The sequence below is a fragment of the Marinomonas foliarum genome, assembly GCF_003337275.1.
Taxonomy (GTDB): domain Bacteria; phylum Pseudomonadota; class Gammaproteobacteria; order Pseudomonadales; family Marinomonadaceae; genus Marinomonas; species Marinomonas foliarum.
The window spans coordinates 23,060-31,331 of sequence record NZ_QPJQ01000045.1 but is presented as its reverse complement, the minus strand read 5'-3'; the positions used below and the strand labels follow the sequence as shown (position 1 = coordinate 31,331).

Genomic DNA, 8,272 nt, shown 5'->3' with positions numbered 1-8,272 from the left:
CGGTATCGGCGAAGGAAAGCTGATTCATGTCATTCGGTCTTGAGGTAATGGTCAGATCGGCATTGTCTCATATTGGGGACTTAATCGCAGTTTCCTTAAGCCTTAAAAAATAGAGAAGCAGGTGGAATTAAATTAGATAAAAAACGCATACAAAAATTACTTAAATCCACATTACTTTTTTATAGCAAAGCGATAACCTCAATTTAAATGGTTTATATATATTCGATATAAAAAGGGTTTAATGTGGATTTAGTTCGACTTATTTATACTAGCACCATTACCGAGCAATTTGAGGTGGAAGACATTGCCCGCATTCTTAAGTCTGCACGGGTCAATAACAAAGCGCTTAATGTGACAGGCTTGCTGTATTTAACAGGCAGTTCTTTCTTCAATGTTTAGAAGGGACACGCCAAGACGTGAATCAGATTTATCATAAAATCGCGACGGATTCCCGCCATAAGAAGCCTGAAATAATCGGTTATCAAGAAATTTCTCACAGGGAGTTCGATAGCTGGAATATGGGCTATCTACAAAATACAGAAAGCCTTCGTGAGCTATTTTACCAGCATACAAAAAGTATCAACTTCGACCCATATAACATGAATGGTGAGCGTGCTTTGTCTCTCTTACTGGATATCAGAGATGAGATAAAACGGGCTGAAGCGCAGTGAAACGCTAAGAAAAATCTCTCTATAATGCTTATGTAACTATTGCCTTGCATAAGCAAATCTTATGAACATGATTCCTAATTCTTTTGCTGGAGTGTTTTTTACTCGTCGTTAAGTTTAGTATACTGGCCTCTTTTCCCGACACGTTGTGAAGTAGCCTCTATGACAGAAAACAGTATGACGGACACCAATTCCAGCTTTGATTTGGCCGCTGAATTAAAGGCCATAGTTGGCAGCCAATATACGCTAACCGATGAAGACAAGACCAAACCTTACAGCCAAGGTTTTCGCCTTGGTGGTGGTAAGGCGTATGCGGTTGTTCGTCCTGGTAGCTTGGTTGAAATCTGGAAATGTCTGCAAGCCTGCGTAAAAGCGGACGTTATCGTTATTATGCAAGCGGCTAATACTGGTTTGACGGGTGGCTCCACACCGAATGGCGCGGACTATGATCGTCCTATTGTGATCATCAGCACCATGCGTATCGACGATATTCAGTTGCTTGATCAAGGCAAACAAATCGTCGGTTTTGCGGGGAGTACCTTGTTCGGCTTAGAAGACACGCTGAAACCTTACGGCCGAGAGCCTCATTCGGTTATTGGTTCTTCTTGTATTGGTGCCTCTATTGTTGGTGGTGTTTGTAACAACTCTGGCGGTGCCTTGGTACAACGCGGTCCCGCTTACACAGAAATGTCCTTGTTTGCCCAAGTCACGCAAGATGGTGAACTGAAATTGGTGAACAACTTAGGCATTGATTTGGGAAGTGATCCAGAAGAAATTCTGACCAACCTGCAAAACAAAACCTACCATGAAAAAGACGTACAGTTCCCAGAAAAACGCGGTTCTGACAACGAATACCACGAGCGTATTCGTGACGTAGACGCAGACACCCCATCACGTTTCAATAACGATCCTCGTCGTTTGTACGAAGCATCTGGTTGTGCGGGTAAATTGGCGGTATTTGCTGTGCGTATTGATACCTTCCCGATTCCAGAAAAGTACCAAGTTTTCTACATTGGCACTAATGATCCAGCGGTGATGGAACAAATGCGCCGTGATATGTTGTCTACCTTTAAAAACCTGCCAGTGTCTGGTGAATACATGCACAGCAGCAGCTATGACATCAGTAAAAAATACGGTAAAGACAGCTACTTGGTAATCGATAAGCTTGGTACAAAATACATCCCGAAAATGTTTGCCCTGAAGCGCACGGTCGATCGTTGGGCTGGCAAACTGAAATTCATGCCGTCTAAATTCTCTGACATCATGATGCAATACGCGAGTCAGCTGTTCCCAAATCATTTGCCAAAGCGCATGGAAGATTTCCGTGAAAAGTACGAACATCATTGGATAGTGGAAACCAGCAACGACGGTGTTGCGGAAGCACAAGCCTATTTAGAAAACTTCTTTAAAGACAACGAAGGTGACTTCTTTGCTTGTACCAAACGTGAAGCTGACCAAGCCATCTTGCATCGCTTTGTGACTGGCGGAGCATTGACTCGCCTTCATATAATGAATAAGAAAGAACTGGGTTCCATCATGACCATCGACGTGGCCTTCCCACGAAATGAGCGCGATTGGTTCGAAGAACTACCGCAAGACATTGAAGAAAAAGTCGCCGTGAAAATGTACTACGGGCATTTCTTCTGTCACGTCATGCACCAAAACTACATCATGAAAAAAGGCGTTGATGCCAAAGCGGTGAAGAAGCAAATTCTATCTAGCTACGACGCTCGCGGCGCAGAATACCCAGCAGAACATAACGTGGGCCATGAATATGTTGCGAAACAAGCGCTGCGTGAGTTTTACCAAAAAACCGACCCAACCAACAGCTTCAACTCCGGCATCGGCGGCACCAGTAAATTGAAAAACTGGCAAGAACTGAGTGGCGAACACACAGGCTGTGGTTGTCATAAATAAGCGTTAGAACAAGAGTAAATGCAAAAAGCCGAGACGTTTCTTTTAAAGATGTCTCGGCTTTTTAGTTGATAGGTTGTTAGCTTTGAATAGTTTATTTGTTTTGTGATTTGAACTAGACATATTGGCAATGATTTTATCGGCTTTTGCCTTTGCTGCTTCTTGTACTTCTGGATTAATTTTCTTTCTAAATTCTTTTAGTGATTTTGTCATATGGTAATCACCCTTTAGTTAAAATATGCCACTGAGCTAATGTCACTTTTTCGCTCGCAGTTAAATCATTTAGTTTCATCGTCGTCACCTAGCAATATTTCATGTCTAAGAAGTATAAAACGATTTAGACTAAATGTAACTGATGACAAATTTTACCTCGCTATCACACATTTATATCAATCTGACACGAAGAACAACTGTTACATAGGATGAAAACGACCATGTCCAACTACGACAAGTTAACGTCACACTACCAAACACTCAGCCATTTTAACCACGCTCAAGCCATGCTGGGCTGGGATGCGGCAGCGAACATGCCATCGGGCGGCAGCGAAGCACGTTCCAACGCCATGGCGGAATTATCGGTTCACATTCATCGACTATCGACACAACCCCAGCTAGAAGAATGGTTTGGTAACGCCGAGCAAGAATCCTTCAATACGGAACAAATAGCCACAGAGCAAAAAGCCAGCCTACGTGAGATGAAACGCCAATGGCAGCAAGCGACCATGGTTCCAGAAGACTTGGTACAAGCGCAGTCTATGGCGGGTTCCAAATGCGAACATGCGTGGCGCTCTCAGCGCCAAGAAAACGATTGGACAGGTTTCGAGAAAAACTGGAAAGAAGTCGTTGCTCTGTCTCGTGAAGAAGCCAAAATCCGTGGCGAAGCACTTGGTCTTACACCTTATGATGCCATGCTCGACAAATTTGAACCGGGCACCACAACCGCTTCCCTAAATACCTTATTTACCGATGTGAAAACTTGGTTGCCAGAACTGATTGAAAAGGTTTTGGAAAAACAGAAGTCTGAATCCATCCTATTGCCATCGGGTACTTTCTCTACCGCCACGCAAAAAGCCCTTGGCTTAGAAGTGATGAAGCTGCTGCAATTCGACTTTGACCGTGGTCGACTAGACCAGAGTGTGCATCCATTTTGTGGCGGTGTACCAAGCGATGTGCGCATTACCACGTGCTACGATGAAAAAGACTTTGTTCAAGCCTTAATGGGCATCGTACACGAAACAGGCCACGCCCGTTATGAACAAGGCTTACCAAAAGCCTTCGCTGGCTTGCCAGTAGGCGAAGCGCGTTCCATGGGAATTCATGAATCTCAGTCGCTCTTCTTTGAAATGCAAATAGGGCGCAGCAAGCCGTTTATTTCCCATTTATCACGACTCTCTGCCGAAGCCTTCAACGCACACAGCGACCCAGTCTTTGCCGAAGACAACCTCTACAAAATCTACACTCAAGTGGAAAAAGGCTTTATTCGTGTCGACGCCGACGAGCTAACCTACCCAGCGCATGTCATCTTGCGTTACGAGATAGAGCGTGACCTTATCAACGGCGTGATAGAACACACAGACGTACCGGCACTGTGGGACGAGAAAATGAAAGCCGCCCTTGGCATTTCCACCAAAGACAACTATAAAAACGGCTGCATGCAAGACATCCACTGGACAGACGGTGCCTTCGGCTATTTCCCAAGCTACACACTCGGTGCCATGTACGCCGCCCAATACAAAGCCACCATGATACAAAATGTCGACTTCGACGCTGCTATTCAAAGTGGCGACCTAAACCCAATCTTCCAATGGCTAAGTGACAACATCTGGTCACAAGCCTCCCTCCACACCACAGATGAACTCGTCAAACGCGCCACAGGCGAAACCCTAAACGCCGCACATTTTAGAAAACACCTAGAAGGGCGGTACTTGTAACTCATTAAAGCAGCTTTATTTATCTTGCTCCCACATCGTCATCCCCCGCGAAGGCGGGGATCCATCCCTCTGACGTCTGCTTTGCTCATAAATTACCAAAGCGTAGGGCAGGATGAGCGAAGCGTGATCTGCCGCGAAAGCGAAGCTTTCTTTTTATGGGCGAAAAAACCTTCATGGAAAAAGGCTTTAATCCTGACTTTCACCTTGGCGCTTGGAGCAAACCAAACACCACCGCTCGACACTGTCGTTTGACCTCGCTCTGGCGTTTGTTTTGCTCCCCGCTACTGAACATAAACACCCAAAATGTAGGGCACGATGAGCGAAGCGTGATCTGCCGCGAAAGCGAAGCTTTCTTTTTATGGGCGAAAAAACCTTCATGGAAAAAGGCTTTAACCCTGACTTTCACCTTGGCGCTTGGAGCAAACCAAACACCACCGCTCGACACTGTCGTTTGACCTCGCTCTTGGCGTTTGCTTTGCTTCTCGCTGCTGAACATAAACATCCCAAAATGTAGGGCACGATGAGCGAAGCGTGATCTGCCGTTGTTCGTAAACGCATAACTCATTCAATACAGCTACCAAGTCTCTTCCCCTTTCTTAAAGGGTAAGACGGAAGATGGGGGGCCAATACAAGTTTGTCGATCAGGTTTAGCAAGAGGCTTGAAAGTATCTAAAATCCTATGTGAATAATCGAGTCAATTAACTGCATGTATATACAGTCTATTTTTATGGTGGCCATTTTTTGGCGCGCTTTGCCTAAAAAATAATCACAGCTTTGCGCGTTTTTACTGGTGGAATATAAATAAGTCTTTTAGTATCAATGCATAAGCATCTACCGCACAGAAATAACGCGCTGTGGATAAATGAAATAACGCGCATGCTCGCTTTTCCAGTTTTGGTTTTTGTGGACATGAGTGAAAATGTATTATTCTTCAGAAACTTAGAAGGATTTTTGAATGAATTTAATAATGTGTAAACGCGCATGCGCACTATTAAACTGTTAGGCGTAAAAAACGAGGAGCAAAAAATGGAAAATGAATTAATCACAGATTTGCTTGGGCAAATTGTTCTTGGATTATTGTTGGTTGTGCCATTGTGGAAGATTCACGGCAAAGCAGGTAAAAATCCTGCGCTGGCATTATTTGTATTTATTCCATACCTCGGGCTGCTGATTGTTAGTCTCGTTCTGGCATTTTCACGTTGGCCAGCAACGGAATATCAAAATAATGCAGCCCAACAGGAGGGGTAAACGATGGGTATTAGTATCTGGCAAATTATTATTCTGCTTCTCATGTTCATCCCAACAATCTGGATATATGGTCGTATCTTAAATAAGGCTGGGTATTCGCGTTGGTGGGTTTTGCTTATTTTTGTGCCAATAGTAAATTTGATAATGATTTGGGTCTTTGCCTTTGCGAAGTGGCCTCGCCTTGAGCAAACAACAAGCGCCTAACAATCACATCCAGCCGACCCAAAAAACGCTGCGCGTTTTTCGGTCGGCTGATGTGAAGCGTTATGTGATTTAAGGAGTAAACATGGCTAAAAGTGCCAAAGAGGCATGGAAGCACTTCAAGAGCGACTCCAAAAGCATTTGGAGTATTCTGTGGGGGCTGGCAAATTTCGTATGGCTTTGCTACTTCACATTCCAGATCAAAGGTGCGGAAAAGACTGCGGAGCTTATCGCCAACAAAGTGTTTATTGGTTTTCTGCCCTTTTTGCTCAGCGCAGTCGCTCTATATATTTATCACTTTCTAAGGTCTGACCTTTATCTAGAACAAGCAAAACCACAAATAGGTAAAAGCCTAATTCCAGGTCGGCTTCTTAAAATGGTCGAGCATTGGAAATCCGAACCAATCGTCGGATTTGGCAACAACAATACTCAATATAATGCTTACAGAAAATTACTTCAGTATCGATCGTCATATGAATTTGATCACATCCATAGCCAAATTGACGAGTTTATTAAGGCTTTTAACGTTGGTGGTAATATCTTTATGCCAGAAATAAAGACTGTTTTCTCCACAAAAGAAGAGGCTGAAAAGGCATTTCCCAGGCTTAAACAGCTAGCAAAGAAAATAGGGCGTGAACTCACATAACAAGCCGCTCAAATTCGTTACGGCCACAAAAAACGTGGCCTCCACCGGACTCGCTAACGCTCGCCGTTTAGCGGGGCGTTACATGCAAAATTAGTGTAGACATAAACCAATGGAGTTGAAATGTCAGATAAAGACGCATGGAGGTTGGATGAAGACTCTCCTGTTTTTAGTTTTTTCCTAGAATTCATTGCTTATATCATAGCTGCAGGCTTGGTTCTTGTTGTTGGTTTCGTGGTAGCGATCGTATTTAAGGATTTTACGCACTTAGGTAGGGCGGGGGCGCTCGTAACACTGATAGCTATATCTATGGCTTATAAAGATTTTTATTTAGATCTAAGAAATATGAGCTTTGAAGAAACAGTTAAATTCATAGGTAAGGAAAAACTTTTTGAAATATGGGCATCGAGTTTTGTACATAAGAAAAAGGCCGAACTAGAAAAGATTAAGCCCGGTTTTAACGAAAAGGACGCTATAGAGTTCTTAGAAAGCCTGAAAAATTATAATGGTGCTGAATTAGAGGGCCTTGATAAAGAAGGATTTATAAAGGCTTGGCTCAAAGAGATGTTTGATGTTTGGTCAAAAAAGCTTAGGGGCTGGGAGTTCATGATGCTTATAATTGGTACAGTTTTATGGGCATTTTCAGATCTAATAAATATTCCACTTGGATGGTAGTATGTAACAAACAAAGGCAGCGGATAAACCGCTGCTTTGGACGTTAAACTCTCTACTTGGTATGAGTAAACCATCAGCAATTTTTGCTCTACTGTTGCTGTGCCTAAAATACACATCAGCCATCGCTAAGAAATATTATCTTCTCTATCTTTGCTGAGCTAAAATAACGACCTAATTCATACTTCAATACAAGAGATTTATAAATGACCGCATTTGATACCAAAGTGGAAGAACTGATCGCTAAGCATCCTCATTTAACCAAGGATGAAGCCATCAAGATCGTCACTGAGAAAAATAACCGCAAGAAACAGAAGAGAAACGAAAGATCCAATAAAGGCAATGTAAACAAGGGCTAGAAATACGCTCGGGTTTGATGGTTAGGATCAGATGAAGAATAGGGTGGTTTTTCATCTAAATCCAAAGCGGCCAGTAAGGTTTATGCTAATAATGCTAACTAAGGGAATCTAATGAATAAGGCTGTCCAAATCCGCTTCGATGAATATCCAGAAAATGTTCGTATCCGGATAGAGGAACTGCGAAGCCTTGTTTTTCGAATTGCTGCTGAGTTGGAGCTGGGTAGTGTTCAAGAGTCTCTTAAATGGGGCGAGCCAAGTTATAGCGTCAAAATCGGCAGCCCGTTGAGAATGGACTGGAAGTCGAACTCACCAGATCATTATTATTTGTTCTTTCATTGCCAGACTAAGTTAGTCGATACCTTTAGAGAGTTGTATGGTGACGTGCTCGAGTTTCAAGGCAATAGAGCCATAGTGTTATCGTTATTTTCGCCTCTACCAGAAGCCACTATTAAGCACTGTTTAGAGCTGGCTTTAACCTATCACCAACGTAAACATTTGCCACTTCTCGGGGCGTGAAAGCTTCACATAACAAGTGACTTCTTATCTCGCTTACAGCCACTTTCCACACATTAGACGCTATGTTTAATGCGCTTTTTCAAAAACTATAACCATTTTCATCTGCCTCAAAAGTTTTTA

General features: G+C 43.2%; 9 protein-coding genes and 1 pseudogene. 9 read left to right on the top strand and 1 reads right to left on the bottom strand.

Annotated elements, in window-relative coordinates; genetic code table 11:
- Nucleotides 1–243: 243 nt before the first annotated feature.
- Both DFP77_RS20050 and dld read left to right on the top strand, forming a co-directional pair.
- A pseudogene (locus DFP77_RS20050) lies at nucleotides 244–671 on the top strand (BLUF domain-containing protein).
- Between the two features lie 174 nt (nucleotides 672–845).
- Complete coding sequence (gene dld, locus DFP77_RS17815) at nucleotides 846–2,585, top strand: D-lactate dehydrogenase (protein ID WP_114413560.1); 1,740 nt, start codon at nucleotides 846–848, stop codon at nucleotides 2,583–2,585.
- A gap of 42 nt (nucleotides 2,586–2,627) precedes the next feature.
- Here dld and DFP77_RS19600 read toward each other — a convergent pair whose 3' ends face one another.
- Entirely contained in the window at nucleotides 2,628–2,795 is a 168-nt protein-coding gene (locus DFP77_RS19600; RefSeq protein ID WP_181858589.1) for a hypothetical protein, read from the bottom strand.
- A 221-nt stretch (nucleotides 2,796–3,016) separates the two neighbouring features.
- Here DFP77_RS19600 and DFP77_RS17810 point away from each other — a divergent pair, with 221 nt between their 5' ends.
- The 7 genes from DFP77_RS17810 to DFP77_RS17780 all read left to right on the top strand — a co-directional run bounded on the left by DFP77_RS17810 (nucleotide 3,017) and on the right by DFP77_RS17780 (nucleotide 8,152).
- On the top strand, nucleotides 3,017–4,513 hold the full coding sequence (locus DFP77_RS17810) for a carboxypeptidase M32 (protein WP_114413559.1): 1,497 nt from the start codon (nucleotides 3,017–3,019) through the stop codon (nucleotides 4,511–4,513).
- A gap of 155 nt (nucleotides 4,514–4,668) precedes the next feature.
- Complete coding sequence (locus tag DFP77_RS17805; RefSeq protein WP_114413558.1) at nucleotides 4,669–4,968, top strand: hypothetical protein; 300 nt, start codon at nucleotides 4,669–4,671, stop codon at nucleotides 4,966–4,968.
- 571 nt (nucleotides 4,969–5,539) lie between these two features.
- Nucleotides 5,540–5,761, top strand: coding sequence for a hypothetical protein (locus DFP77_RS17800; protein WP_147270571.1), 222 nt, complete (start codon nucleotides 5,540–5,542; stop codon nucleotides 5,759–5,761).
- Nucleotides 5,762–6,047: 286 nt separating this feature from the next.
- The gene (locus DFP77_RS17790) at nucleotides 6,048–6,608 is read left to right on the top strand and encodes a hypothetical protein (RefSeq protein ID WP_114413555.1); all 561 of its coding nucleotides are present in this window, start codon (nucleotides 6,048–6,050) and stop codon (nucleotides 6,606–6,608) included.
- Between the two features lie 120 nt (nucleotides 6,609–6,728).
- Complete coding sequence (locus DFP77_RS17785) at nucleotides 6,729–7,280, top strand: hypothetical protein (RefSeq protein WP_114413554.1); 552 nt, start codon at nucleotides 6,729–6,731, stop codon at nucleotides 7,278–7,280.
- A gap of 203 nt (nucleotides 7,281–7,483) precedes the next feature.
- Nucleotides 7,484–7,636 (top strand): hypothetical protein, encoded by a 153-nt coding sequence (locus tag DFP77_RS19595; protein ID WP_181858588.1) that lies wholly within the window; start codon nucleotides 7,484–7,486, stop codon nucleotides 7,634–7,636.
- Between the two features lie 111 nt (nucleotides 7,637–7,747).
- Complete coding sequence (locus tag DFP77_RS17780; protein WP_114413553.1) at nucleotides 7,748–8,152, top strand: DUF1801 domain-containing protein; 405 nt, start codon at nucleotides 7,748–7,750, stop codon at nucleotides 8,150–8,152.
- The last annotated feature ends 120 nt before the right edge of the window (nucleotides 8,153–8,272 follow it).

Bases quoted from the DNA above. Each gene is read 5' to 3' on its own strand.
- DFP77_RS19600 (WP_181858589.1), bottom strand. From the start codon at position 2,795: ATGACAAAATCACTAAAAGAATTTAGAAAGAAAATTAATCCAGAAGTA.
- DFP77_RS19595 (WP_181858588.1), top strand. From the start codon at position 7,484: ATGACCGCATTTGATACCAAAGTGGAAGAACTGATCGCTAAGCATCCT.
- DFP77_RS17780 (WP_114413553.1), top strand. From the start codon at position 7,748: ATGAATAAGGCTGTCCAAATCCGCTTCGATGAATATCCAGAAAATGTT.
- DFP77_RS17785 (WP_114413554.1), top strand. From the start codon at position 6,729: ATGTCAGATAAAGACGCATGGAGGTTGGATGAAGACTCTCCTGTTTTT.
- DFP77_RS17800 (WP_147270571.1), top strand. From the start codon at position 5,540: ATGGAAAATGAATTAATCACAGATTTGCTTGGGCAAATTGTTCTTGGA.
- DFP77_RS17810 (WP_114413559.1), top strand. From the start codon at position 3,017: ATGTCCAACTACGACAAGTTAACGTCACACTACCAAACACTCAGCCAT.
- DFP77_RS17790 (WP_114413555.1), top strand. From the start codon at position 6,048: ATGGCTAAAAGTGCCAAAGAGGCATGGAAGCACTTCAAGAGCGACTCC.
- DFP77_RS17805 (WP_114413558.1), top strand. From the start codon at position 4,669: ATGGGCGAAAAAACCTTCATGGAAAAAGGCTTTAATCCTGACTTTCAC.
- dld (WP_114413560.1), top strand. From the start codon at position 846: ATGACGGACACCAATTCCAGCTTTGATTTGGCCGCTGAATTAAAGGCC.